Origin of the sequence: Campylobacter sp. CN_NE2 (assembly GCF_027797465.1) — a bacterium.
Classification (GTDB): Bacteria; Campylobacterota; Campylobacteria; order Campylobacterales; family Campylobacteraceae; genus Campylobacter_B.
The window spans coordinates 1170217-1194894 of sequence record NZ_CP115608.1; the positions used below are offsets into that span (position 1 = coordinate 1170217).

Annotated in this window: 27 protein-coding genes; 12 read left to right on the forward strand and 15 right to left on the reverse strand. The window is 38.0% G+C overall.

What is annotated here, in order from left to right; all coding sequences use genetic code 11:
• Nucleotides 1-205: 205 nt before the first annotated feature.
• Genes PF028_RS05770 through ung form a run of 6 tightly spaced genes read right to left on the reverse strand, consistent with a single transcriptional unit; the run spans nucleotide 206 to nucleotide 5065 of the window.
• On the reverse strand, nucleotides 206-1165 hold the full coding sequence (locus tag PF028_RS05770) for a hypothetical protein (protein WP_270861031.1): 960 nt from the start codon (nucleotides 1163-1165) through the stop codon (nucleotides 206-208).
• Nucleotides 1162-1809: an ABC transporter ATP-binding protein gene (locus PF028_RS05775; RefSeq protein ID WP_270861032.1), complete on the reverse strand. Its 648-nt coding sequence runs from the start codon at nucleotides 1807-1809 to the stop codon at nucleotides 1162-1164. The genes PF028_RS05770 and PF028_RS05775 overlap by 4 nt, the downstream gene beginning before the upstream one ends.
• Nucleotides 1806-2978 carry an ABC transporter permease gene (locus tag PF028_RS05780; RefSeq protein ID WP_270861033.1) on the reverse strand — a complete coding sequence of 391 codons (1173 nt, stop codon included), beginning with the start codon at nucleotides 2976-2978 and terminating at the stop codon, nucleotides 1806-1808. Before PF028_RS05780 ends, PF028_RS05775 begins: the two co-directional genes overlap by 4 nt.
• Nucleotides 2971-3237 (reverse strand): hypothetical protein, encoded by a 267-nt coding sequence (locus PF028_RS05785; RefSeq protein WP_270861034.1) that lies wholly within the window; start codon nucleotides 3235-3237, stop codon nucleotides 2971-2973. Before PF028_RS05785 ends, PF028_RS05780 begins: the two co-directional genes overlap by 8 nt.
• Nucleotides 3230-4330 carry a nitrous oxide reductase accessory protein NosL gene (locus PF028_RS05790; protein WP_270861035.1) on the reverse strand — a complete coding sequence of 367 codons (1101 nt, stop codon included), beginning with the start codon at nucleotides 4328-4330 and terminating at the stop codon, nucleotides 3230-3232. Before PF028_RS05790 ends, PF028_RS05785 begins: the two co-directional genes overlap by 8 nt.
• A 51-nt stretch (nucleotides 4331-4381) precedes the next feature.
• A complete protein-coding gene (ung, locus tag PF028_RS05795) occupies nucleotides 4382-5065 on the reverse strand; it encodes a uracil-DNA glycosylase (RefSeq protein ID WP_270861036.1) in 684 nt (227 codons plus the stop codon).
• A 112-nt stretch (nucleotides 5066-5177) separates the two neighbouring features.
• Here ung and PF028_RS05800 point away from each other — a divergent pair, with 112 nt between their 5' ends.
• The 7 genes from PF028_RS05800 (at nucleotide 5178) to PF028_RS05830 (ending at nucleotide 12551) form a co-directional block, all read left to right on the forward strand.
• Nucleotides 5178-6296 carry an ABC transporter substrate-binding protein gene (locus PF028_RS05800; RefSeq protein ID WP_270861037.1) on the forward strand — a complete coding sequence of 373 codons (1119 nt, stop codon included), beginning with the start codon at nucleotides 5178-5180 and terminating at the stop codon, nucleotides 6294-6296.
• A 479-nt stretch (nucleotides 6297-6775) separates the two neighbouring features.
• The gene (locus PF028_RS05805; protein ID WP_270861038.1) at nucleotides 6776-7672 is read left to right on the forward strand and encodes a branched-chain amino acid ABC transporter permease; all 897 of its coding nucleotides are present in this window, start codon (nucleotides 6776-6778) and stop codon (nucleotides 7670-7672) included.
• A gap of 2 nt (nucleotides 7673-7674) precedes the next feature.
• Nucleotides 7675-8796, forward strand: coding sequence for a branched-chain amino acid ABC transporter permease (locus tag PF028_RS05810; protein WP_270861039.1), 1122 nt, complete (start codon nucleotides 7675-7677; stop codon nucleotides 8794-8796).
• Entirely contained in the window at nucleotides 8793-9563 is a 771-nt protein-coding gene (locus PF028_RS05815) for an ABC transporter ATP-binding protein (protein ID WP_270861040.1), read from the forward strand. Before PF028_RS05810 ends, PF028_RS05815 begins: the two co-directional genes overlap by 4 nt.
• Nucleotides 9550-10245, forward strand: coding sequence for an ABC transporter ATP-binding protein (locus PF028_RS05820; protein WP_270861041.1), 696 nt, complete (start codon nucleotides 9550-9552; stop codon nucleotides 10243-10245). The genes PF028_RS05815 and PF028_RS05820 overlap by 14 nt, the downstream gene beginning before the upstream one ends.
• A gap of 6 nt (nucleotides 10246-10251) precedes the next feature.
• A complete protein-coding gene (locus PF028_RS05825) occupies nucleotides 10252-11463 on the forward strand; it encodes an Mbeg1-like protein (protein WP_270861042.1) in 1212 nt (403 codons plus the stop codon).
• A complete protein-coding gene (locus tag PF028_RS05830) occupies nucleotides 11460-12551 on the forward strand; it encodes a CapA family protein (RefSeq protein ID WP_270861043.1) in 1092 nt (363 codons plus the stop codon). Before PF028_RS05825 ends, PF028_RS05830 begins: the two co-directional genes overlap by 4 nt.
• 49 nt (nucleotides 12552-12600) lie before the next feature.
• Here the strand turns inward: PF028_RS05830 and ybaK are convergent, their stop codons facing one another.
• Genes ybaK through rsmA form a run of 7 tightly spaced genes read right to left on the reverse strand, consistent with a single transcriptional unit; the run spans nucleotide 12601 to nucleotide 18909 of the window.
• Nucleotides 12601-13089, reverse strand: coding sequence for a Cys-tRNA(Pro) deacylase (ybaK, locus tag PF028_RS05835; RefSeq protein WP_270861044.1), 489 nt, complete (start codon nucleotides 13087-13089; stop codon nucleotides 12601-12603).
• A 2-nt stretch (nucleotides 13090-13091) separates the two neighbouring features.
• Nucleotides 13092-13562, reverse strand: a complete 471-nt coding sequence (locus tag PF028_RS05840) for a YbaK/EbsC family protein (protein ID WP_270861045.1) — start codon at nucleotides 13560-13562, stop codon at nucleotides 13092-13094.
• 12 nt (nucleotides 13563-13574) lie between these two features.
• Nucleotides 13575-13880 carry a hypothetical protein gene (locus tag PF028_RS05845; RefSeq protein WP_270861046.1) on the reverse strand — a complete coding sequence of 102 codons (306 nt, stop codon included), beginning with the start codon at nucleotides 13878-13880 and terminating at the stop codon, nucleotides 13575-13577.
• 1 nt (nucleotide 13881) lies between these two features.
• Nucleotides 13882-14652 (reverse strand): pseudouridine synthase, encoded by a 771-nt coding sequence (locus PF028_RS05850; RefSeq protein WP_270861047.1) that lies wholly within the window; start codon nucleotides 14650-14652, stop codon nucleotides 13882-13884.
• A 1-nt stretch (nucleotide 14653) separates the two neighbouring features.
• On the reverse strand, nucleotides 14654-15613 hold the full coding sequence (locus PF028_RS05855) for a KpsF/GutQ family sugar-phosphate isomerase (protein WP_270861048.1): 960 nt from the start codon (nucleotides 15611-15613) through the stop codon (nucleotides 14654-14656).
• Nucleotides 15614-15623: 10 nt separating this feature from the next.
• Nucleotides 15624-18107: a ribonuclease J gene (locus tag PF028_RS05860; RefSeq protein ID WP_443101223.1), complete on the reverse strand. Its 2484-nt coding sequence runs from the start codon at nucleotides 18105-18107 to the stop codon at nucleotides 15624-15626.
• Complete coding sequence (gene rsmA / locus PF028_RS05865) at nucleotides 18082-18909, reverse strand: 16S rRNA (adenine(1518)-N(6)/adenine(1519)-N(6))-dimethyltransferase RsmA (RefSeq protein WP_270861049.1); 828 nt, start codon at nucleotides 18907-18909, stop codon at nucleotides 18082-18084. The genes PF028_RS05860 and rsmA overlap by 26 nt, the downstream gene beginning before the upstream one ends.
• 97 nt (nucleotides 18910-19006) lie before the next feature.
• On the opposite strand from rsmA, the gene hisF reads away from it, so the two are divergent.
• From hisF to rlmN, 3 genes are read left to right on the forward strand one after another with little or no spacing between them, the layout of a single operon-like run.
• Nucleotides 19007-19765, forward strand: coding sequence for an imidazole glycerol phosphate synthase subunit HisF (hisF, locus tag PF028_RS05870; protein WP_270861050.1), 759 nt, complete (start codon nucleotides 19007-19009; stop codon nucleotides 19763-19765).
• Nucleotides 19762-20298 carry a phosphorylase family protein gene (locus PF028_RS05875; RefSeq protein WP_270861051.1) on the forward strand — a complete coding sequence of 179 codons (537 nt, stop codon included), beginning with the start codon at nucleotides 19762-19764 and terminating at the stop codon, nucleotides 20296-20298. Before hisF ends, PF028_RS05875 begins: the two co-directional genes overlap by 4 nt.
• Nucleotides 20295-21362, forward strand: a complete 1068-nt coding sequence (rlmN, locus tag PF028_RS05880) for a 23S rRNA (adenine(2503)-C(2))-methyltransferase RlmN (protein WP_270861052.1) — start codon at nucleotides 20295-20297, stop codon at nucleotides 21360-21362. The genes PF028_RS05875 and rlmN overlap by 4 nt, the downstream gene beginning before the upstream one ends.
• 149 nt (nucleotides 21363-21511) lie before the next feature.
• Here the strand turns inward: rlmN and PF028_RS05885 are convergent, their stop codons facing one another.
• Nucleotides 21512-21805, reverse strand: a complete 294-nt coding sequence (locus tag PF028_RS05885) for a hypothetical protein (protein ID WP_270861053.1) — start codon at nucleotides 21803-21805, stop codon at nucleotides 21512-21514.
• Between the two features lie 184 nt (nucleotides 21806-21989).
• A complete protein-coding gene (locus PF028_RS05890) occupies nucleotides 21990-22895 on the reverse strand; it encodes an RluA family pseudouridine synthase (RefSeq protein WP_270861054.1) in 906 nt (301 codons plus the stop codon).
• Nucleotides 22896-22965: 70 nt separating this feature from the next.
• Here PF028_RS05890 and purB point away from each other — a divergent pair, with 70 nt between their 5' ends.
• Both purB and PF028_RS05900 read left to right on the forward strand, forming a co-directional pair.
• On the forward strand, nucleotides 22966-24294 hold the full coding sequence (purB, locus tag PF028_RS05895) for an adenylosuccinate lyase (protein WP_270861055.1): 1329 nt from the start codon (nucleotides 22966-22968) through the stop codon (nucleotides 24292-24294).
• A gap of 21 nt (nucleotides 24295-24315) precedes the next feature.
• Nucleotides 24316-24531 (forward strand): hypothetical protein, encoded by a 216-nt coding sequence (locus PF028_RS05900; RefSeq protein ID WP_270861056.1) that lies wholly within the window; start codon nucleotides 24316-24318, stop codon nucleotides 24529-24531.
• Nucleotides 24532-24678 lie beyond the last annotated feature (147 nt).

Below are 24678 nucleotides of genomic sequence, written 5' to 3' on the forward strand. Positions count from 1 at the left end.
ATCCAAAAATTTGCGAAGCAAATTTTATCGTAAAATCAAATTTATAAAAAAGTTATAAACTTTTTTATAAATTTGCCACGATAGAAGCGTGCAGGGTATGGGGGGGGGGGGGGGGGGTTGTTAAGGGGGAAAGGGGCGCTTCGCAAGTCAGCCCCTTTCCCCCTTAAAAGAAATTTGAAAAATGGATAAATTTTTCAAAAAAATATCACAGCCAAACGCCGTTTTTGAAACGATAAACAAGCACAAAACCGCTTAAAATCGCAACTAAGAGCGAATTTGCAAAAAGCGAAAGCTTAAAATAAAAATCATCAAATTTGATATTTAAAAGTTTCGAAATAAAGGCATAAACGCCGGGCAAGGCACCTAAAAAAATCAAAATGTAGATAGCATAACCGACATAATTATACTCTTTTTCAAGCATACAAAACGGGCATTTGTGCGTAGGAAGTTCGTAAATATAGGGCGAAAAAAATCGAATAAGCGCGTAAATACTAACAAAGACAAAAATCGCACTCAAAGCACTAAAAAGACTTTGTTTTCGCAAAATCGCACTAAATGCAAAAAGCGTAAAAATGCCGTAAAATGCACCCAAAATGAAAGAATTTTTATGATAAAACGCATTAACGCTAAAATGCGAAGTTTTAAAAATTTCGCTACAACATTGAACGATATGGGTCGTTTTTATGCCGAAAAAATGCAGATATTCTAAGGCGATTTCACAAAAAATAAAAATGAAAATAATGATAAAAAGCCTAAATTTCAGCTTCATAAATTTGCATGTTTTGGTTTTGAAATCTTGCGAATTTAGATAAATCCAACCGCTCAGTAAAAACAAATTTGTAATCTTAAAAAAAAGTAAATATGCTCCAAATTCGGTTGCGTCGATAACGCCTACTGCACACATAGCACCGGGAATTAAGTTTGAAAGCTCATCAAGCACCCAAATAAAAAACAAAAAAAGCGGCAACTTCACAAAAAGAGCGAATTTAACGATAGTTGAAACTAGGTAGCTCGTTTGAGCTAGTTTGTATTGTTTTGGCGAAAGCAGATTTTCATCAAATTTAAAAGCGATTTTAACGCCGTAAAAAAGGGCAATCGTGCAAAAAAATAGCACCAAAGCTTCGCAAAATAAAAGTGTCATCACAAATGGTTGAGAAATTATCATTTTTTTAGCTCGTAAAAATTTGATACAATGCTAGAATTTGCAATAATCGGATCGTGACTAGCAACGACGATCGTTTTGCCGTCATCTTTTAAATTTTCAAAATAGCTCATCAAATTTTTTGTCAAATTCTCGTCCAAACTCGCACTTGGCTCATCTGCCAAGATGATACTTGGATTATTTATTAAAGCCCTTACTATCGCTACTCGTTGGCGTTCTCCGCCTGAAAGCTTCCCTACTAATAAATTTGCCTTATTCTCCAAATCAAATTTAGCCAAAAGCAAATTTGCAAACTCTTTTTTATCCTTTGTGCCATCAGGTAAAGCAGGAAGCAAGATATTATCCAAGACGCTCAAAGTTGGTATGAGATTAAAATTTTGAAATATAAAACCGATATTTTCTCGCCTAAATTTAGACATAAATTTGATAGAAAGTTTGCAAATGCTTTCATTATTTATGATGATTTCGCCAGAATTTGGTCTATCAAAACCGGCTAAAAGTGATAAAAGCGTTGATTTACCGCTTCCGCTAACGCCTTTTATAACAAAAAATTCGCCCTTTTTGACGCTAAAATTTATATCTTTTAAAGCACAAAATTCGCTAACACCGTTAGCGTAAATTTTACTAACACCGCTAACGCTTATCATCGTAAAACCTCGCCTATATCGCGCACAGAAGCCTTGTAAGCAGGTATAATACTAACTGCGACATACAAAGGAACGCTTAGCAAAAATAGCAACACAACAAGCTTAAAATCGAAAACGAAAATCAAATCAAAATCAAGTTTTAAATTTGAAAAACCGCTAAAAACTTCGCTTAAAATCGGTGCTTTTAAAAAATAAACAAAAAATATCGCCAAATTTAAAGCGATGAAAAATGTTAGCACCGATAAAATCGAAGCTTCGATAAGTTTAAATTTAATAATGTCCGAAATGTCCCAACCAAGCGCTTTTAAAATGGCGATTTCCCTTTTTTCCTCGCTACTAATTCCGCTTGATTTGTCATATAAGATTATCGCAAAAGCCAAAACAGAAGTCAGCAAAAGCGCTAAAAACCAACCGCTCTTAAAATCGTATAAATTTTCATATTTTCTTAGCATTTCGCTTTTAGTAATAACCCTTAAATCATGATGATACCTGCGAATTTTATCAGCCAAAAAATCAACTTCTGCTTTGTTTGATATTTCAAGCAAAATGTCGCTAAATTGTCCATTTGGCACACCTAAAATTTTCCTTGCATTTTCTTCGCTAAGCAAGATTATATCATTATCCATAAGCGAATTTCCACTTTTAAAAACTCCGCCCTTTTTAAGTGAAATCAAATCCCCGTCTGGCGTAAAAAACGGCACCAAAACCAAATCATGCGCCCTAAAATATTTTTGCAAAAATTCATAAACTCTCTTTGAAGCCACCATAAAATCACTCTCAGGCTCGTCTAAATTTGTAGCGATTTCATCGATTGATTTATCAAAATGTTTTTGGTAGCTTTGCACCCCAAAAAGCGTGAGATACACGCTTTCTCGCTCAAAGTGATACTGCCCCCAAATTCTAGGCTGCACGCTAGAAACCGAAGGCATTAGCAAAAACTCATCGACCATTTTCTCATCGATAAAATGAACTTTTCCGCCGTAGTAGCGTTGCACCAAAATATCTGGAAAATCTTTTGAAATCTCAGTATATTCGGCTTTTAGCGAATTTGTAATAAAAATCACGCATGAGAGCAAAAAAACCAAAATTCCAAAAATGATTGTGATTAAAATATTTTTTAATCCATGACGAAATATCGAATTTAGCGCATAATCAAAAATATTATTCATAGATTTTGCCTAAATTTGGCGTTAAAAACGATGAAATCTCGCTCTCCCTAAAACCCGGATAAAAGCCAAAAATATCGTTAATCTCGCCAGAAAATATGTGTCTTGCGTAAAATTCGCCAAAGGCAAAAGATGAAAATCCTGTTAAATTTACAAATTTAGCCTTTTGGTTAAAATCTGTTTGCCTGCCTTGCAAAAACGCGATTTGCACCGCCAAAACGGCAAACACCGCAAGCACAAGAATACAAAATTTTTTATTCACAGCTGCCACCGTCAAGTCTGCAAACGATTTGTTTGCTAATCTCATCAAATTTCAAAATCGTCTCGCCCCTGTGATCTAGTTTAAAGCTTTTTGCACTATCTTCATCGCCAAAAGGGATTAGCTCGTTTCCCATAGGACCAAGAACTTCGCTTCCTACGACAAAAAACGCGCTTTTTGCGTCAATCGCATTTTGCGTGTAATAATCGCTCACTTGAATTTTAGCGATTTTTGCGTCTTTAAATCCATATTTTGCAGGTTCAAAAATAAATTTCATCATATCTTTTACGCCGTCAAATGCTGCGTATTCGCCGTTTTCAAAAGAAATTTTGGCTGCCCACTCCTTATGTTTATGCACAAACATACCGCAAACAGGGCATTTATCGCTTTCTTTTACCACTATTTTTTCGCCGTCAGCGTGTTTTTGCCTGTCCCAAAGATAACGCAAAACAGGTTGGGCTTCTTTTTCTGAGATATTTTCGCATTTTGCGTAAATTTCGGCTTTTAAGGCTCTAACGCTATCAAATTCGCTCAAATTTATCTCTTTACATTTTGATTTATAAACCTTTTCGCCCATAGGATAGACCATTTTTTGCATTCTCATTTTTCGCTCGGCATTATCTGTTTTTATGGCTTCTGTTGCGATTTCAAGCGTATCTTTATAGTTTTTTATCTCGCCGCCGTAAATTTTAGCAAATTCTTTTGCGTCGTTTTCGTTTTCAAATGCTAGTTTGCTAACTTTTGCCATAGTGCCATTTACGCTACTTCCGACCACATAAAACGCACTTTTTGCAGGGATTAATTTTTGCGAATTTACATCTACTACAAAAGCATTTTCTAAATTTGCACCCCTTTGCTCGTTATCGACAATCAAACAACGCATAGAACAATAATGCGTCTTTGTTCCGTCGTCCAAATGCGAAGCGTGACTTGTTTTGTAGTAATTTTGAATTTTCATACCGCAAACCGGGCAAAATTCCTTTCCGTCGCCGTCTTGCAAAATAGTAGCGTTTTCATCGCCCATTTTGCTAAATTCGTGGGCGTTTGCAAAAACGCACAGACAAAGAAAAACCAAAACAAATTTGATAAATTTCATAAATTCCCTTTGAAAAATAAGTTCGAAATTGTATCATTTTAAATTTAATTATCAATAAATTCGCCAATCAATCTCATTTTTGTTATGCAATTTTAAGTATTCGTTGCATTTTTTAAAGTGGTTACAGCCAAAAAACGCTCCACCGGCTAATGGGCTTGGGTGGGCTGCTTTTAAAACCAAATGGCGATTTTCGTCAATCAAATTTGCTTTTGCTTTTGCGTAATTTCCCCACAGCATAAAAACTAAATTTTGCCTTTTTTGGCTTAAAATTTTTATAACGCTATCGGTAAAAATTTGCCAACCAAATTTGGAGTGCGAATTTGGCCTATTTGCAGCTACGCTTAGGCTTGAATTTAAAAGCAAAACGCCCTGCTTCGCCCAGTTTGTCAAATCTCCGTTTTTTGGAATTTCATATCCAAATTCCATTTGCAACTCTTTAAAAATATTGATTAGGCTTGGCGGAATTTTAACGCCCTTTGGCACAGAAAAACTAAGACCCATTGCTTGATTTAGCCCATGATATGGGTCTTGCCCCAAAATCACAACTTTTACATCATCAAAGGGAGTTATATTAAAAGCGTTGAAAATTAGCTCACTTGGCGGAAAAACAACTTCATTTTTTTTCGCATTTATCAAATTTTCTTTGATTTGTAAAAAATACGGCGATAAAAATTCATCTCTTAGCTCATTTTTCCAGCTTTTTTCGATTTTTACATTTTCGAGTTTTATCTGCATTTTTCGCCTTTTGTTTTAAATCGTAAAATTATAGCAAAAATTTTTTGTTACTTTTTTATATAAATTTATTTTTTTTCGCTATTATATCAGCTAAATTTTTTAAGGAGAAAAAATGAAAAAATTCACTCTTATAGCTTCATCTTTGGCTGTGGCTTTTAGCCTAGCAAACGCAAAAGAAGTCGTTATCGGCGTTGTTTTACCTATGACCGGTGCTGCTGCGACTTATGGTCAAACTGCTTGGCAAGGCGTTGAGCTTGCAAATAAAATGCAACCAACCCTAGCAAACGGCGATAGCGTAAAAGTCGTGCTAGTAGATAGCAAAAGCGATAAAGTCGAAACCGCAACGGGTGCAACAAGACTTATCGATCAAGACAAAGCTGTCGCATTAATCGGCGAAATGATCACAGGCAACACTCAACAAATTTTGCAAATCGCTGATGCGAAAAAAATCCCAGCAGTCGCCCCTGCTGCAACTGCCGATAAACTTTTAGATACTGTAAAATTCGGCTCACGCGTAACTTTCCAAGACTCTATTCAAGGCGAAGTTGCTGCTGATTTTGCTACAAAATCAAATTTGAAAAATGCCGTTGTAGTGGCTGATCAAACTACTGCTTACTCACTTGGTCTTGCAAAAGCATTTGAGAAAAAATTCACAGCTAACGGCGGAAAAGTCGTAAAAAAACTAAACATTAGCTCAGGCGATAAAGATTTCAAAGCAGTTGCTTCGCAAATCGCGACACTAAATCCTGAGTTTGTTTATATTCCGTTTTACTACACAGAAGCGGCACTTCTTGTTCGCCAAGCTAAACAAATCGGCGTAAATGCCGTATTTGTAGGAAGTGATGGTATCGGAAACCAAACTTATATCGATCTTGGCGGCGAAGCTGTAAATGGCACAATCTTTACCGATGTTTTTGACTACACAAAACCAGAAACCAAACTTAGCGAAGATTTCGTAAATGAATTCGAAAAAGCTAACGGAAACCGCGAAGTCGCCGGCTTTACTGCTCTTGGCGCTGATACATATTTTATCTTGGTAAATGCTCTAAATAAATGCGAAGATCAAAGCGGCGAGTGCATAAATAACGCACTTCACTCGACACAAAACTTCGAAGGCGTTTCAGGCACAATCAGCCTTGACGAAAAAGGAAATGCAACTAGAAGCGTTGTGCTAAAAGTTATTGAAAATCAAAAACCTGTGTATAAAGATACGATTATCCCAAGCAAATAATTTTACTTTGACTTTAAATTCTGTCGAATTTGCAAAAATTCGACAGAATTTTCTATTTTTAGATTGAATTCAGCCTAGCTTTTTTGTGATACTTCGTTTGGACTTCGTTCGATAGGCATACTAGCCTTATCTCACTCGTCCAAACTCGTAAGCACAAAAAATCGTCGGCATAAATTTATCAAAATTTGCATTGAATTATTTTGTAAATCCAAATTTACTTCCACTGTCATTGCGAGTGAGTTAAACGAACGAAGCAATCGCCAATGGTTAAATTTAGAATTTGGTTTTTATCAAAAATTTATAAAATTTGATTGTTTTAAATTCTGTAAATTTGCATAATTTTTGGCGGGTAAAAATACTGCCCTACGATATTAAAAAATTTATAAATTCCGCAAAACCACAAAAATTTATAAATTAAAGTAAGCTTTTATAACAATTTTGATAAAATATTAGGTTATTTTAAATTTACGGAAGTTTTTATGGATAGCTTGTTATTTTTTCAGCAGATGATCAACGGATTTAGCCTTGGTTCGATGTATGCGCTCATCGCTATCGGCTACACGATGGTTTATGGCGTTTTACGGCTCATAAACTTCGCTCACGGCGACATTATGATGGTAGGGGCTTATACTGCGCTTTTTGGGATTGCAAATTTGCATATTCCGTTTGCTTTTTCTTTGCTTTTTGCCGTTACGATTGCCGTGCTTCTTGGCGTTAGTATCGATAAAATCGCCTATAAACCTTTGCGAGAAGCACCGCGAATTTCACTTTTAATAACCGCAATCGGCATTAGCTTTTTGCTTGAAAACCTTTTTAATGTCATTTTTGGCGGCACACCACGCCTTTTTCCGGTGCCTGAGTTTTTCGAAAAAATCGTGCAAATCGGTGGCATAAATATCACCATGAGTGCTATTTTGGTGCCGATTTTAACGCTCGTTTTATTAAGCGTTGTTTTGATGATTTTATTTAAAACCAAATACGGCATGGCGATTCGCGCCCTAGCTTTTGACATAAAAACGGTAAATTTAATGGGAATTAGCTCAAATTTTATCATCTCGATCGTTTTTGCATTAGGTTCAGCCTTAGCAGCAGTGGGCGGCGTTTTTTGGGCGATAAGCTATCCGTCCGTTGATCCGTTAATGGGCGTATTAATTGGCTTAAAAGCCTTTGCCGCAGCCGTTCTTGGCGGTATCGGAAGCGTTACAGGGGCAGTTCTTGGCGGATTTATCATCGGTTTTACAGAAGTTGTCGCGGTGGCACTTTACCCTGATCTTGGCGGTTTTAAAGACGCGTTTGCCTTTATATTTTTGATTTTTGTTTTGCTTTTTAAACCGACGGGAATTTTAGGCATAAATTTTGAGAAAAGTAGGTTTTAACGATGAATTTTGTAAAGAGAAAACTACTTCATTTTGCTTTTTTTGCTATTGCAGTTGGCTTTATTTTGGTGGCTCATTTTTATTTTAGCGATTACGGCAAAAGTATCGCAAACAATATCGCTATTTTCATCATTTTAGCCATTAGTTATAACCTTATAAATGGCGTTACAGGGCAGTTTAGCTTAGAGCCAAACGGCTTTGTCGCAGTCGGAGCCTATGTGGCGGCTTTGATACTACTAAATGCAGACGCTAAGGCGTATCAGTTTGATCTAGAAGACCCTGCCCCTTTTATTTTAGCTATTCACTCATCAAGTTTTGTTTTTGCTATGCTTATGGGCGGAGTTTTTGCGACACTTTTAGCGCTTATTTTATCGTTTCCTGTTTTTAGAGTTAGGGGCGATTATTTGGCGATTGTAACGCTTGGATTTGGTTTTATTATTCAGTTACTAGCCGTAAATTTCCCAGCCTACACAAACGGCTCTTTGGGTTTAATCGGAATTCAAAGCGTAGATGAAAACGGCGATAAAAGCGCTTACGCAAACATACTTTATACGGGATTTATTGCGATTTTAGCCGTTATTGTTGTGCTAAATTTGGTATATTCTAAATTCGGTAGAGCCATGAAAGCAGTCAGGGACGACGAAGACGCCGCACTTGCGATGGGAATCAATACCTTTGCCGCCAAAACTACGGCATTTTGCACGAGTGCGTTTTTTGAAGGCGTGGGTGGCGTTTTGCTAGTGGGGCTTCTTGGAAGCGTTTCGCCTGAGCAATTTACATTTTTCTTTACATTTCAACTTCTAATCATCATCGTTTTAGGGGGACTTGGCTCAACAACAGGAGCGATTATCGGCACAATTTTGGTTATGGGCGGGTCTGAGTGGCTAAGATTTTTAGATGAACCTATGAATATTTTTGGATACACCACACCTGCATTACCAGGACTTAGAATGGTAGTTTTCTCTGTCATTTTAATCCTTGTTATGCTTTTTGCTAGAAGCGGTATCATGGGACGAAACGAGCTAACAGACATCATCGAAAAAGCCAAAAATATCAAAAAAATTAAAATACTAAATCGTTTGCGACCTGCTAAACTTCGCAGCAAAAAAGGTGGCGAAAAATGATACTCGAACTAAAAAATATCAGCAAAAAATTTGGCGGTGTGCAAGCTATAAGCGATACTAGTTTTGGTATCGAAAAGGGCGAAATTTTCGGACTAATCGGACCAAATGGCGCCGGAAAAACGACAATGTTTAATATAATCACTGCCAGTTATATGCCAACGACAGGCGAAGTTATATTTGACGGCGTGAATTTAAAAGGGATAAAACCACATAAAATCGTAAATTTAGGCATTTCGCGCACATTTCAAAATATAAGACTATTTAGCTCTATGAGCGTTTTGGAAAATGTTTTAATCGGGCTAAATTCAGCAACAAAATACTCATTTGTAGAAGCGATTTTGCATTTTGGCAGATTTCACAAAAGCGAAAAAATCGCCAAAGCAAAAGCAATGGAAATTTTAAGCGAACTTGGCATTGAAAAATTCGCAAACGAAAAAGCCACAAGCCTGGCGTATGGAATTCAACGCAAAGTCGAAATCGCAAGGGCATTAGCAACAAATCCAAAGCTTTTATTGCTCGATGAACCCGCAGCCGGAATGAATCCAAGAGAGAGCGATGATTTAGCAAATTTGATATTTGATTTGCGAAAACGAAAGAATTTAACGGTTTTACTCATCGAACACGATATGAAGTTTGTAAATCGCCTTTGTGATAGGGTTTTGGTGCTTGATTACGGCAAGGTTATTTTCGAAGGAAAACCAAGCGATGCGGCACGAAACAAAGATGTAATTTCGGCTTATTTAGGAGATGTTGATGATATCGGTTAAAAATTTACATGTTTTTTACGGACCTATCGAAGCGGTAAAAGGGATAAATTTTAGCGTTGGAACAGGCAAAATCGTAAGTCTAATCGGCTCAAATGGTGCCGGAAAAACCTCAACGCTAAACGCACTTTTAAATTCAGTCAAACGCACAGGCGAAGTTACATTTTTGGGCTATCAAACAGAACGCCATAAAACTCACACGCTCGTAAAACAGGGCATTTCGCTGGTACCTGAGGGCAGAAGAGTTTTTATAAATTTGACAATCGAAGAGAATTTAAAAATCGGAGCGTTTAATAACGAAGAAAACTACGAACATTTGCGTGATGCGATGTATAATTTCTTCCCTCGTTTAAAGGAAAAACGAAACCAACTAGCTGGAACTCTTAGTGGCGGCGAAGCCCAAATGTTAGCCATTTCAAGAGCGTTAATGAGCGAACCAAAACTTTTAATGCTAGATGAACCAAGCCTAGGGCTCGCCCCAAAGGTCGTGGGGGAAGTTTTTGACATTATCGTTAAACTAAAAGAAGAAGGCATAACCATACTTTTGGTCGAGCAAAATGCTGTTTCTGCGCTTCGAATTAGCGATTATGCTTATGTTTTAGAAAACGGCTTAATCGCCCTTGAAGGGAATGCAAAAGATCTAATCGGCAACGATGAAATTCGCAAAAAATACTTAGGAATTTAAGTCGTAATGGGCGCAAATATCAATGACTATCTAGTTTGGCGTGGCGATATAAAAATATCAAAAAACCACGAATTTAACGAGCTTGATAGTCTTATTTTGGCGCGATTTGCGTATATGCTTTTTCACAAAATTTCGTTAAATTCGCAAGAAAGTATAAAATCAATCGCCAAAAAAATGCAAAATTTTGACAACAGCGAATTTTTATATAACGGCGATAAAGAACTAATCACAAATTTAGGCAAAGCAAAACGATTTTGCGATATGTTAGTGACAAACTACGAGCAAAATAACGACAAAACAAGCCAAAAGCAGTTTGGCGCAATCACAATCCACATCAAAAAAGATGAAATTTATGTCTCGTTTTTAGGCACAGACAACAGCATTTTTGGCTGGAACGAAAGCTTTAACATGGCTTTTATGCAAGAAATTCCGTCTCAAATTTGCGGCAGGGAGTATCTAAATAAAATCGCCAAAGCATATCCAAATAAAAAAATTCGTATCGGCGGACACTCAAAAGGCGGAAATATCGCAGTTTATTCGGCTTTGAGCGCGGATAGTGAAATAGCAAATAGAGTTATTAAAATTTACAATTACGACGGACCGGGATTTAATACCAAATTTGATTTAAATGACATAAATAGCGATATTGTATCCAAAATTCAAACCTATATCCCGCAAGATAGTATCATCGGACGACTCTTAAATCACAAGGAAAAATTCAAAGTGGTAAAAAGCTCACAAAAAGGGCTTTTGCAACACGATATTTTTTCGTGGCAGGTTTTAAGGGATGATTTTATCTATGCTAAAAGCACAAAAACTAGCAGAAATATCGATAAAGCACTGAGTGCATTTTTAGTTACATCTAGCGATGAAGAATTGAAAATTGCTATCGATACTGCATTTAGAATTCTTTATGCTTCAAACGCAGAATCCTTTAATGAAATTTTATCAAATTTGCCTACTTCTCTATCAAATATGCTTAGAGAATATGGCAAGATTTCATCAGAACAAAAGAAAAATATTATAAAAATCGCAACAGAGATAATTTTGCTTTATATAGGTATTCTAAGAAAGCAAAATAGAGCTAAATTTAAAAATATGCAAGAACAATATATCGAATTTGGTAAATCAAAATTTAAAGAATTAGGCAAAAAATACATTAATAAATTTATCAAAGAAATTGATGATAAAATCGATGAAAAAAAGGATAAAATTTGAAAAAATTTCTACTGATTTTATCACTATTTTGCACTTTAAATGCCGATGAAAATGCTACAAAAAAAAGCCTTTCTCTCATCGCAGTCGGAGACAATCTAATTCACTCAAAAATCATCGAAGCAGGTTATAACGAAACAAACAAAAGCTACGATTTTAAGGAGCTTTACACATATATCAAAGACGAAATCAAACAAGCAGACATAAAAATCATAAACCAAGAGACAATTTTAGTAAAAGATAGCAAAAAATATAGCGGATACCCAAATTTCGGCACTCCGATTGAAGTCGGAAAAGCCGTAAAAGAAGCAGGATTTAATATCATCGCTCACGCCACAAACCACGCCTTTGATAAGGGAGAAAGCGGAATCCTAGATACCGCTGAGTTTTGGTCGGGGTTTAATGATGTCGCATTTGCGGGAATTTATGCTTCAAAAGAAAAAAGCGAAAGCGTAAAAATTTTTGAGAAAAACGGCATAAAAGTGGCGTTTTTAAACTATACTTACGGCTTAAACGGACACAAACCGCCAAAAGGCAAGGATTATTTAATCGATTTGCTTAGCGATGAAGAAAAAATCAAAAGCGATTTGGAATTTGCTAGGAAAAATGCCGATTTTGTCGTGGTTTTGCCACACTGGGGCGTAGAATACTCGCACAAACCGACCAAAGAACAGCGAAAAAAAGCGCACTTCCTAGCTAACGCAGGAGCCGACCTTATCATCGGCACTCATCCGCATGTAATCCAGCCACTAGAATTCATCACAACTGATGATAACAGAAGCGTTCCGTGCTTTTATTCGCTAGGAAATTTCATCTCAAACCAAGAAGAACCCGTGCGAATGCTTGGCGCCATGGCAGATGTAAAAATCGAAAAAGAGCATAACAAAACGCAGATAAAAAGCATAAAAGCTGAGCCGTTAATCACGCACATAGGGACATTTTCAGGGAATTTTTCGGTGCATTTTTTAAGGCACTATCCGACTATTTTAGAAGCCACGCACCGACTAAGGCGAACGCAAGGCAAAAAAATGAGTGTTGAAAATTTAAAAACCACTTGGAATAAGATTTTTTCTGAATTTTCGGTGGAGTAAATCAAAAATTTCGTCATTTTTGACATATCAAAAAATATTAACTTCAAATTTATTCAAATTTCACGGCAAATTCGCCAAATTCTGCCTTTGTCGCGGTCGCTAAATCGTTTGGATTTAGCCAAATTTGTTTGCCCCTAACACCTGCGCTAACGCAAATTTGCGTTTGTGTTAGTGCGCGTGAGTCGATAAATGTGCGAAAGTGCTTTTTCATGCCAAGTGGCGAACAACCGCCCCTAACATAGCCTGTGATTTTTGTTAGCTCTTTTAGGCTCATTAGTTCGGCGCGTTTGACTTTCGCAATTCTAGCTAACGCCTTTAAATCAAGGCTTAAATCGCCTTGCAAACACGCCGTGATATATTCATTTCCGCACTCGCAAACTATCGTTTTATAGACCTGCTCGATAGGCTTTTGACACGAATTTGCCACATGCACGGCGTCAAGGTTGTTTTCATCTACTTCGTATTCTAGGATTTCATACTGAATTTTAAGCCCGTCAAGTATGCGACAAGCGTTTGTTTTTTCTATTTTTTTGGACATTTTTACTCGCAAATCTTACAAACTTCAATCCAACCGCTTGAATTTGAGTATTTTTCAAGTTCGGCGATTGTCATTTTAACGGCACTATTTGAGCTTCCACAGGCTGGATAAACGCTGGAAAAACGCCTAAGCGAACTATCTAGGAAAACTTCCATGCCGTCATTTATGCCAAAGGGGCAAACTCCGCCGATTTCGTGTCCGACTAACTTTACCACCATTTCGGGGCTTAGCATTTTAGCCTTTGTGCCAAAGTGAGCTTTGAATTTTTGATTGTCGATTTTGGTATCCCCTGCCGTTACGATTAAAATCGCCCTGCCCTTTAAATCAAACGACAGCGTTTTTGCGATTTCGCAAGGTTCGCAACCCACAGCCTTTGCCGCCAAATCCACTGTGGCAGACGATACTTCAAATTCCAAAATTTCGTTTTTTATGCCGTTAGTTTTAAAATATTCTCTAACCTTATCGATTGCCATAAATTCCCCATTTTATGCAAAAATTTTAGACACGAAAATATGTATTATAGCAAAGCTAATCCAAATCATACAAAGACTAATCCAAAAACCAGCAATAAATTTTAAATTATCCTTAAAAAAGTTATTATCGCTCTTTCTTGTAGTGATAGCACCTATCATATAAATAAAAACTGAACCTATTGTCCAAAATACAATTGTAAAAGCCTTAACATTAGGCTCGTTTTCCACAATAAGAAAAAGAATAATAAGTGGCAAAATATTTCCAAGAAAAATATTTTTCCAAAATTCTAAAAATCTAGCTTTACTTATCTTTTGCATTTCAATATCTCACATTATTTTCTTTCAAAAAATCTCTCAAATCATCATATTCCGAGCTATCCAAATATCTCCACTTTCCGGGCTTCAAAGTCCCTAGCGTAACTCGCCCAAATGCCGTGCGTTTGAGATCCACCACTTCTAGGTCAAAATACCCAAAAAACCGCCTTAACTCTCTGTTTTGCCCTTCGTTTATGATAGCTTTGATTTTGGTGTATCCGCCGCTGCTTGGCATTATGCGATACGCCAAAAAGGGCTTAAATTCCATTGATTTGATTTTGCTTTTTGAGTGTGCGCCTTTGGTGGCATCTTCGGCAAAAAAGCCCTCTTTTATCGCTGTTACGACTTCGTCAGTTACTTCGCCTTTGACTTTTAGATAATACTCTCTTTCAATGTCGCTTTTCATCAGAGCCGTCGCAATTGCAGGGGCGTCAGTTAATAGCAAAAGCCCTTCACTAGCAAAATCAAGCCGTCCAATACTAACAAATTTAGAAAATCCATTTGGCAGAGTGTCGTAAATCGTCTTGCGACCGCGATCGTCTTTTTTGGTGACTAACTCGCCCTTTGGTTTGTGATAGACAATCACGCTAAATTCGGTTTTTTTCTTTATCAAACGCCTATTTATACGGATTTTTTCTTCACCGCTAACTTCTACAAACTCACTAACAACTCGCCCGTTTATGCTAACTTTGCCGTTTTTGATTAGCTCGTCGGCTTCACGGCGTGAGTAGCCTGTATTGTGCGAGATAAATTTATTTAAACGCATTTTTTCCATTTTATAGCCCTATGTTTTTAAGGTCGTGGATATGCACGGTGCCGATTGGGGTGCCGTTTTCATCAGTTACGGCAAGAAGCTGAATTTTGAAATTTTCTATCATCTCCAACGCCTTGGAAGCTAAAATTTGCGAATTTTCAATGGTTTTTGGCGATTTTGTGGCAAATTTAATCGCGCTTTCTTCAAGGCTAAAATTCTCGCTCATCAAAGCCCGTCGCAAGTCGCCGTCGCTTAAAATCGCCGTTAGTTTTCCGTTAGTGTTAGTTAGCAAAACGGTGCCTAGTTTGCCGTGCGTCATCGCATTTATGGCTTCTTTTAGACTAACACTTTCGCTAACAATCGGCAAATCGTTAGTTCGCATGACATCGGCGACTTTTAGATATAGCCGTTTGCCAAGACTGCCGCCCGGGTGGAAGTTTGCAAAATCTTCTTTTTGAAATTTTCGCTCACTCATCAAACACACTGCTAACGCATCACCAAGTGCAAGTGTTAGCGTGGTAGAAACCGTAGGCGCAGCCCCCAAAGGACACGCTTCTTTTTCGATTTTAAGGCTAATAAATTCGTCGCAAATTCGCCCCAAAGAGCTATTTTTGTTACTTGCCATTGCGATGATTTTCACACCAAATCGCTTAATGTGTGGCAAAATTCGCACTAACTCTTCGCTCTCGCCACTAAAACTTATTGCCAAAACCAAATCATCTTTGCCGACCATTCCCAAATCGCCGTGCAGTGCTTCTGTGGGATGCATAAAAAATGACGGAGTGCCGGTGCTTGCCAAAGTGGCAGCGATTTTCGCGCCGATATGACCACTTTTTCCCACGCCTGTTACGATTAGTTTGCCTTTGCACTCTAAAATCAAATTTACCGCTCTTTCGATTTCGCCCCCGATAAGCTCTGCGTGGCGTAAAAGCTCGTTTGCTTCGAGCTTTAAAACCTCTTTTGCGTTTTCTAAAATGCCCATAAAATGCCCCTTACATTAGGTAAATAACCGGCACGATTGTCGGATATTTTTTCGTTTTTCTAAAAATGTGCTTTCGCACGGCTTGGCGAATTTGCGACTCCAACACGCGGTTATCAAGCAAAATTTCATTTTTCAAATTCGCTAAAAACTGCTCGATAACGGCTTCCATATCCTTTGTAAATTCGCCGTTTTGCTTCTCATCAACAAGCCCATAGCTCACAACGCGCGTTTTGATTAGGCTTTTTTCGTTTTTATCGATTTGCGCGATGATGACGACCATTCCTGCATCGGCTAGGTTTTGTCTATGTTTTACAATGTCGTCTGAAATTTGCTTGTTGATTTGATTATCGATGAAAACTTTGCCCGTTTTAACGGTTTTTACTCGCTTCAAATACTTTTGGCAAACTTCCATTTGATCGCCGTCACTCATAAGATAGATATTTCGCTCATCAATTCCGCACTCCATAGCCGTTTCTTTGTGTTTAACTATATGGTTGTATTCGCCATGAACGGGTAAGAAAAATTTCGGCTTAACTAGCGAGAAAATCAGCTTTTGCTCTTCTATGGAAGCGTGGCCACTAACATGAATTTCACTAAAATCTTGATACGCCACTTTTGCGCCACTTTTTAGCAAGAAATTTAGCACGGTTGAAACGCTATTTTCGTTACCCGGAATCGCTTTTGCTGAGATGATAACCTGATCGGTTGGCTTGATTTTTATGTATTTATGCTCATCGGTTGCCATGCGATATAGTGCGCTCATGGTTTCGCCCTGAGAGCCTGTGGTTACGATTAAAACTTCATTTTCAGGGTATTTATCGACCTCTTCTGGGTCAATGAAAATCTTTTTATCTAAATTTACATAACCAAGCTCGATCGCAGTCCAAAGGTTTCGCTCCATACTTCGCCCAATGACGCAAACCTTGCGACCATATTTCACGCCCCGTTCGATCGCCTGATAAACGCGGTGGATATTTGAACTAAATGTGCTCATAATCACACGCCCATGAGAATTTCTAAAAATCGTATCAAATGTGCGACCGACTGAGCTTTCAGACTTCGTTACGCCATCGCGGTGCGAATTTGTGCTATCGCTCATAAGCAATAAAACGCCCCTATCGCCGTAATACGCCAAACGATTTAAATCCGTCGGATAGCCGTCAATCGGCGTGTGATCGATTTTAAAATCGCCTGTGTGGATAATGGTTCCAGCTTTCGTCGTTATCGCTAACGCAGAAGCGTCGATAATCGAGTGCGTTATGTGGATAAATTCCACTTCAAAATCGCCGATTTCATAAATTTTTCGCTTTTCCACAGGGCGAAAATAGCTTCGCTCCGATTTCAAGCCGTGTTCTTCAAATTTGTTTGAAATCATACCCAGTGGCAGCGGCGTAGCGTAGATAGGAAACTGAAATTCTTTGAAAAAATACGGCATCGCACCGATATGATCTTCGTGCGCGTGAGTGATGATGATACCTTGAATTTTATCTTTTATCTTGCGAACATAGTCAAAATCAGGTATCAAAATATCAACTCCTAGCATATTTTCATCAGGAAAGCTCATACCCACATCGACGATAATCGCGCTCGTTGCGGTCTCAAAAATCGTCATATTCGCGCCAATCTCGCCCAAGCCACCAAGCGGCGTGATTTTAACGCAGTCGTTGCTTCCGTTCATATATTTAAGTGGATTTAAACGCAAATCATGCATCGCCTTATTTGCTTCAATCACGCTTACAATCGCCTTTTGCCACGGCTCTTCGCCGTTTAATTTTATCGTTTGTGTTGATTTTTTGCGTTTTTTTGATTTTTTTGAAGCATTAGTTTGTTTTTGCGTTTCGCCGTTTTGTAAATTTACTTCATTTTGAGAACTTTGATTTTGCGAATTTGCGTTTTTCGCACTTTCGCCGTTTTGCGAATTTGCGCCGTTTTGCAAATTCGCCCCGTTTTGCGAATTCACACCTTGCGAATTTTTTGTTTGTTTGCTTGTTTGCACCGATTTTATCGCATTTTCATCGCTTAAATTTGCTAAATTTTCTACGCTACTTGTCGCTTCGTTAGCTTTTTTTGAATTTTGCGATTTTTTCCTATTTTTGCCACTTTTTTTGTTATTTTGCAAATTTGTATTTTTTAGATTATTTAGGTTTTTAGCCGTGTCATCAGCGAAAAAATCATCAAAAAATTCGCCCCCGTCGCTATCGTCGGCAAAAAAGTTATCAAACGCACTCTCACCGTTAATGTTAGTTAGCTTTTTAGTCCCTTTTTTGTGGCTTTTAGCGTTTGTGTTAGTGCGTTTGTTAGTGGCATTGTTAGTGGCGTTGTTAGTGGCGTTGTTAGTGGCGTTGTTAGTGAAATTTTGCGTAGAATTTAGGCTTTTTTCTTCGCCACTACTTTCATTTTTTTCTAACGATTTTTTTAAATTTTCTTTGCGTTTTTTGAAACGATTTGTCTTTTTAAATGGTCTTTCGTTATCTCTTTTGTTTTCTTCGTTCATTTTCTACCTTTAAATTTTTAAAAATTTTTAAAAACAAGGCGAAATCTAACTCGTGAGATCTGATAGTTTGCGAAATTTGCAAATTTGCGAAAATTTCATTTAGCAAATTTTTGTCAAATTTTGACGATAAATTTTTAAAAAGTGTCTTTCTCGGCGCAGAAAAACAAATACGCAAAAAGCCCTTAAATTCGGCATATTCGTCTAAATTTGCGAATTTTTTATGCTCGCTCAAAAATTCATTTTTTACTAAACGCATTACTGCCGAAGTTACCTTTGGCGGCGGCTCAAAGGCAAGTGGCGGCACTTCAAATAAAAACTCGCACACCCCAAATAAATTTGCCAAAACCGAAATCGCGCCAAATTTGCTATTTTTGCTTGTCGCACAAAATTTCAATGCAACTTCTTTTTGCACCATAACCACAAATCCAAGGCAATTATCATCGTCAATCGCCCTTAAAATCAGATTTGTAGCCACATAATACGGCAAATTTGCAGCCAAAAAATATTTTTTTTCGCTTAAACCGCCGTTTTGCCAAATCTCTAACGCATCGCCCAAAACAAGCTCAAAACGCCCATTTTCTAGCTCATCGGCAAATTTTGCGGTTAAAATTTTTTCTAAATCTCTATCTATCTCGTAACTTTTAACTTTTGAAATTTTTAAAAGTCTTAGAGTTAAATCACCCAAGCCAGGCCCAATTTCAACGATATTGCTCGTATCGTTGGGAATCGCTTGGACGATTTTATCCAAAATAACGCTATCTTTTAAAAAATTTTGTCCGAATTCTTTTTTCGCTTTAATCATAACAGACGAATTTATCTAAATTTTGCTTATAAAGTCATTAGATTAAGCAAAAATTCGCTAAAATAGCCAAATTTAGTAAATTTTTTAAAGGTTAAATTTGAATAATTTCGCAAAAAGAATAATCCCTTGCCTTGATGTAAATAACGGCAGAGTGGTAAAAGGCGTAAATTTCGTAAATCTAATCGACGCAGGAGACCCCGTCGAAGTCGCTAAAATCTACAACGACAGCGGTGCTGATGAGCTTTGTTTTTTAGATATAACTGCTAGTTTTGAAAACCGCGATACTATCGTGCATGTGGTCGAAAGCGTGGCAAAACAGCTTTTTATACCGCTAACCGTGGGTGGTGGAATTCGCAAGATTGACGATATTTCAAGGCTTTTAAATGTCGGTTGCGACAAGGTTAGCATTAACTCAGCCGCCATTTCAAATCCAAATTTAATCGACGAAGCAGCGAAAAAATTCGGCTCTCAATGTGTCGTGGTTGCTCTTGATGTCAAAAAAACCGGAAATAGCTATAACATTTTTATCCACGGCGGTCGCACGGATACGGGGATTGACGCCTATAAATGGGCAAAAGAAGTAGAATCTCGTGGTGCTGGGGAGATTTTGCTAACTTCTATGGACGCGGACGGCACCAAAAACGGCTTTGACTTGGAAGTTACGGGTAAAATTAGCAAAATGCTAAAAATCCCTGTCATCGCAAGTGGGGGAGCAGGAAATATGGAGCATATCAAAGAAGCCTTTGAGTGCGGGGCTGATGCGGCACTCGCGGCTAGTATTTTTCACTTTGGCGAGATAGAAATTTGCGATTTGAAAAAATATTTGGCTAAAAACGGCATAAAGGTGCGAGTTTGATTATCTGTGCAGGAAGTGTTGAGAGCTTTAAATTTGCCGTTCCTATCGGTATTGGACTAGTCGAAAGCGCGATAAATTTGACAAAAATTTTATCGCAAAATTCGTCAAATTTACCAAGCGAAATCATTTTTATAGGCTCTTGCGGGCTTTATAAAAACGGAAAAATTTTAGAAATTTATGAGAGTAAAATCGCTGTAAATGACGAAATATCGGCACTTTTAAAGCTTTCATATTCGCCGATACAGGCTAAATTTAACGGCGATGTTTCACATGAAACAATCATAACAAATTCATCAAATTTTATAACGACAGATAAAAATTCGGCTGAAATTTTCTTTCAAAAAGGTTATTTTTTAGAAAATATGGAATTTTACTCTGTCGTCAAAGTCGCCGAGATTTTTAAAATTCCTTGTCTAGGAATTTTTTGTGCGACGAATTTTTGCGATGAAAACGCACATAATGACTTTATAAAAAACTATGCAAAAGCCAAAGAAAAGCTAGAAAATTACTTAAAACAAAAAGGCAAAATTTGAAAAATATACTTGATTTTACCCTTGATGAGCTTTCGCAAATCGTTACGCCAAAATTTAGAGCCAAGCAAATTTATGAGTGGATTTACAAAAAAGGCGTTAAAAATTTCGACGAAATGCTAAATTTGCCAAAGGAATTAAGAGCAAATTTAAGCGAAAATTTCTATTTAGACCCCGTAAAATGCGCAAAATGCGAAGAGAGTATCGACGGAAGCAAAAAATATCTTTTCGAGCTAAAAGACGGCAAAACCATAGAAAGCGTTTTGCTTCCTATGAAAGATGAAGTCGCCGATGAAAACGGCAAAATTTCACGCCATGCAAGATACACGATTTGTGTCAGTTCGCAAGTCGGTTGCAAAATGGGCTGTGCATTTTGCCTAACTGCCAAAGGCGGATTTGTGCGAAATCTCACAGCAGGTGAAATCGTCGGGCAAATTTTATACATAAAAATCGCAAACCAAATCCCTTACGAAAGACGCGTAAATGTCGTATATATGGGTATGGGTGAACCGCTTGATAACCTAGCAAATGTCGCAAAAGCCGTGCAAATTCTAAAAGAAAATGACGGCCTAGCTATCGCTCCGCGCCGTCAGACTATCAGCACGAGCGGTCTAGCCACGCAGATAAAAAAACTTGGCGAAATGGATTTGGGCGTGCTACTAGCCATTTCGCTTCACGCCGTAACCGACGAGCTTCGCGCCAAGCTAATGCCGATAAACAAAGCTTACAACATAGCTTCGGTTATGGACGCCGTGCGAAATTTCCCCATAGATATGCGAAAGCGAGTGATGTTCGAATACCTTGTCATGGGTGGCGTAAATGATAGCCCTAGCGACGCAAAAACCCTTGTAAAGCTACTTCACGGAATAAAAGCAAAGGTAAATTTGATATATTTTAACCCACACGAAGGAAGCCCGTATCTGCGCCCAAGCACTGAAAATATGGTGAAATTCCAAGATTATCTCAGTGTGCATGGCGTAACCTGCACGATTCGCCAAAGCAAGGGGCTAGACATTAGTGCGGCGTGCGGACAACTAAAAGAAAGAAGCAAAAATGACCGCCCTTGATATAATCGAAGTTGTTTTTATCGCAATCGTCGCTATAATCGGCATTTGTGGAATTTTTTATGTAGTTTTAAGCGAGAAAAAATAATGGGCTAAATTGCTAGAAAAAATTCTTAAAACAATCTAGCCCATTATTTATAATTTAAATAGATTTATTTTACATGCTTTTGAGCTCGTATAAATTCCGGATTATCTTTTAACTTACGATTCCTTTTGAATTTAGATATTCCCACAAGCAAAGTAAGTATGCCGCCACCAATCCATAATAAGCCTCCATTATTAAGAGTGGCAAGACCAATAAACAATAAAACTATCGTAGCCACAAACCACGAAATCCACGAACAACCATAAGCAAGCTCTGCCTTGCAATCACCACAAACAATCGCACCAAATTTTATGTCATCTTTGCCACAAAATGGACATGTTAAAAATTCTTGTTCTTCCATGTTATCCTTTCAGATTAAAATTTGCAATATCATACCCCCCCCCCCCCCCTTAAAAATTGCTTAAATTTGCAAATTTTAGCTGGTTTAGCTATCGTTTTTTCATAATACCAATCAGTTTATCAAGTTTAGAAATTTGTAATAAATATAGAATTTATTGAGGCAATATTTTTATATCCATTTTGTTTCAAAATTTTAACGCTTTCAAAAACTCGCTTTTAAAATCAGCCTTTGTTTGAATATCATAAATTTGTCCGTTAAATTCAAAACTCAAATTCGCCGCATGTAAGCAAAGCCTAGAAGCGCCTGTTAAATTTATCCGCTCACACACGCTTAATTTCTCGTCCAAAATCGCTTCAAAAGTCGCCGTGTCAGTCCCGTAAAGCGGGTCGCCTAAAATTTTGTGTTTCACATGAAACAAATGCAAACGAATTTGATGCTGTCTTCCAGTCAGTGGCACAGCTCGAACAAAAGTCGCATTAAATTCGCTAAAATATTCTATCGGATAAATCTCAGTTATCGCCTTTTTGCCGTTTTCGCAAATTCGCATTTTTATCGCCACTTCGTCAGTTTCTAAACTCTCGCTTATTGGCTCATCGATTACAAATTCTCGCTCAACTCTCCCGCTCACCAAAGCAAAATATGATTTTTTCACCGCCCTATTTTCAAAAAGCATTTTCAACGCATTTAAACTAGCCAAATTTTTTGCGACCAGTATCACGCCGCTTGTCTCTTTATCGAGCCTATGCACGACCGCCGCACTTCGCCCGTAAAGCGACCAAATTTCATCATAAAGCGAATATTTGCAACCTCTGCCGTTTGGGTGAGAAAGCACTCCGCTAGGCTTGTCAAATACGGCGAATTCTTCGCATTCAAAAATCGGTCGCAGTCCAACAGGCTCACATTTATAATCTATCAAAAAAATCTCCCCATTTGCCACGCTGTTTTTCGCCATTACCACGCCTGAGCCGTCCAGCACCCTGCCCTTATCACACAGCCTTTGAGCGCCTTTCATATCGTGCCCCAAGCCCAGCAAAATTTCAAAAATCCGCCGATTTGTAAATTTGCCTAAACTAAATTTCTCATACGCCATATTAACTAACTTTTCAGCCCTTTTTTAATATAATTTTGGATTATATCAAATTTCAAATAAAGGCACAAAAATGGTAGAGCGATACGCACGAAAAATTATGAAAGACAAATGGACGCAGTTTGCCAAATACGACGCTTGGCTAAAAGTCGAACTAGCCGCAGTCAAGGCGTGGAACAAGCTTGGCTTTATCCCTGATGATGATTGCGAAAAAATCTGCAAAAACGCTAAATTTAGCGTCGAACGCATAGACGAAATCGAAAAAACGACAAAGCACGATGTGATTGCGTTTTTAACCAGCGTGAGCGAGAGCTTGGGCGAAGAGAGCAGATTTGTGCATTATGGTATGACAAGTAGCGATTGTATCGATACGGCTGTGGCATTGCAGATAAAAGATAGCTTGGATTTGATTATCGCTGACATCGAAGCCCTAAAAACGGCAATCAAAAATCAAGCGATGAAACACAAAAATACGCTTATGGTAGGCAGAAGCCACGGTATTCACGGCGAACCGATAACTTTTGGCTTAGTTTTAGCAATTTGGCACGATGAGATAAATCGTGCATTAGAACTTATAAAACACGCTTATGGCGTCATAAGTATCGGTCAAATCAGCGGTGCAATGGGAAATTTCGCTCACGCTCCATTAGAACTTGAAGAGCTAGTTTGCCAAAATCTAGGCTTAAAACCAGCCCCGGCATCAAACCAAGTCATACAAAGAGATCGCTACGCGCAAGTGATGAACGCTTTGGCAATTTTGGCTTCAAGTTGCGAGAAAATCGCCGTAGCAATCCGCCACTACCAAAGAACAGAAGTTTATGAGTGTGAAGAGTATTTTGCCCCCGGACAAAAGGGAAGCTCGGCAATGCCACACAAACGAAATCCGGTTCTTAGCGAAAATGTAACGGGGCTTTGCAGGGTTTTAAGAAGTTATGCGATACCTGCTATGGAAAATGTCGCTTTGTGGCACGAAAGAGACATTAGCCACAGCTCAGTTGAGAGATTTATACTGCCAGATGGCTTTGTAACGGCGGATTTTATGCTAAATCGCCTTGCAAATTTGATCGAAAATTTAGTCGTTTATCCTGAAAATATGATGAAAAATCTAAATTTAACAGGCGGATTAGTTTTTTCACAAAGAGTTTTGCTAGAACTGCCTAAAAAAGGGCTATCGCGCGAAGAAGCCTACAAAATCGTGCAAAGAAATGCGATGAAAGTTTGGGCTGATTTGCAAGAAGGCAAAAAAGCTATCGATGAAAACGGAGCTAGTTTGTATCTGCAAAATTTACTAGCCGACGACGACCTAAGAAAAGCTTTGAGCGAAGACGAGATTAAAGCGTGTTTTGATTATGGATATTACACCAAAAATGTGGATAAGATTTTCGCTCGTGTGTTTGGGTAGATAAAATTTAAAGGATTAATTATGGAAGAAAAAAAGAGCTTTACCAAAGTTTGTTTTGAATTTGTTATCAAGGCAATCATCAGCCTAGCGTTCTTGTTTGTAATCACCGCTTGTTTTTTCCCGCTGTGGGATGCGATTGCTGTGAAACATTTTAGCGCTCCAAAACTTACTCTTATAGAGTTTTTTGGGCTTTGTCTTTTAGGGCGTTGTATTTTTGGCTTTGGGGATAATCCGTAAATTTGCAAATTTACCCCACTACCGTCATTGCGAGAAACTGCGTAGCAGTTCCGCAATGACACTAAAAAAATCTAAGCAAAATTTAAAAAAACTTTTCTTAGTTTCTAAGGCTTAAAAAGCTACAATCCAAACATTAATTTTTATTCA